Origin of the sequence: Avibacterium gallinarum, from assembly GCF_002921135.1 — a bacterium.
In the GTDB taxonomy this organism is placed as follows: Bacteria; Pseudomonadota; Gammaproteobacteria; order Enterobacterales; family Pasteurellaceae; genus Avibacterium; species Avibacterium gallinarum.
In genome coordinates, this window is the sequence record NZ_PQVJ01000061.1 from 1 (window position 1) to 1,115 (window position 1,115).

At 36.9% G+C, this 1,115-nt stretch carries 1 protein-coding gene; it reads left to right on the forward strand.

All coding sequences use genetic code 11. The features are described 5' to 3' along the window. Positions 1 to 123: 123 nt before the first annotated feature. Positions 124 to 1,056 carry a site-specific integrase gene (locus C3007_RS11210; protein ID WP_094933668.1) on the forward strand — a complete coding sequence of 311 codons (933 nt, stop codon included), beginning with the start codon at positions 124 to 126 and terminating at the stop codon, positions 1,054 to 1,056. Positions 1,057 to 1,115: the final 59 nt, after the last annotated feature.

Here is a 1,115-nt window from a genome sequence, read left to right on the forward strand (position 1 = left end):
TGATAGCCATTAGAAAAAGTATCATAAAAACAAAGTGAAAATCTTGCAAAATAGACAAAATCGCTGAATAGTTCTCACGTTGTATTGTGTAATTTTCACCCCAATAAAATGGAGGACATCTCTATGCGATTAACTAATCAAGAGCTTTTTCATCGTTATTTCAAACGTTGGATTCGCATTTATAAAGAGGGGGCGATTCGCCCTGTTACGCTGGCTAAATATAAAATGACGCATACCTGGCTTATTCGCCTTGCACCAAGACTTAGGTTATGTGATTTGAATCGCATTAGCTATCAACAGCTATTAAATGACTATGCAAGTAGCCACGAGCGGCAAACTGTGATGGATTTTCATCATCAAATTAAAGGAGCAATTTTAGATGCGGTTGATGAAGGATTAGTTATTCGTGATCCTACGCGTAAAGCAATTATTAAAGGCAAGATTCCACGCGAGAAAAAACCGAAATATCTCAGCCAATACGAATTACAAACTCTTATTCATCAGCTTAATTTAAGTGAAAAATTAAGTTTTGACTGGCTGATTTTATTGATTGCTAAAACAGGATTGCGTTTTTCAGAAGCCCTTGCGGTTACCCCAAAAGATTTTGATTTTGCACGACAAACATTAACCATAAATAAAACTTGGGATTATAAAAATGACGGCGGATTTTTACCCACTAAAAATCGCTCTTCCATTCGCAAGGTTCAGTTAGATTGGCAAACAATTATTCAATTTGCACAATTAATCCGTCATTGTCCTGAAAATATTCCTATTTTTCTGCCAAATCAGGAAAAAGTTTATAATTCCACAATTAATGATCTCATTGCTCGTTATTGTAAAAAGGCGGCAATCCCAATTATTACGGTACACGGACTGCGCCACACCCACGCCTCATTGCTGTTATTTGCAGGAGTGTCCATTGCTAGCGTTGCTCGCCGTTTAGGGCACGCCAGCATTACCACCACACAAAAAACCTATTTGCATATTATTCACGAATTGGAAAATAAAGATGTGGATATTGTAATGCGATCGTTATCAAATCTAAATATTACTTAACTTATAGAAAATAAAGGATTTTTCACCGCTCTTTAGGGCGGTGATTTTATCCGCTCTCG

Coding starts and splice junctions, on each gene's coding strand:
- C3007_RS11210 (WP_094933668.1), top strand. CDS start 124: ATGCGATTAACTAATCAAGAGCTTTTTCATCGTTATTTCAAACGTTGG.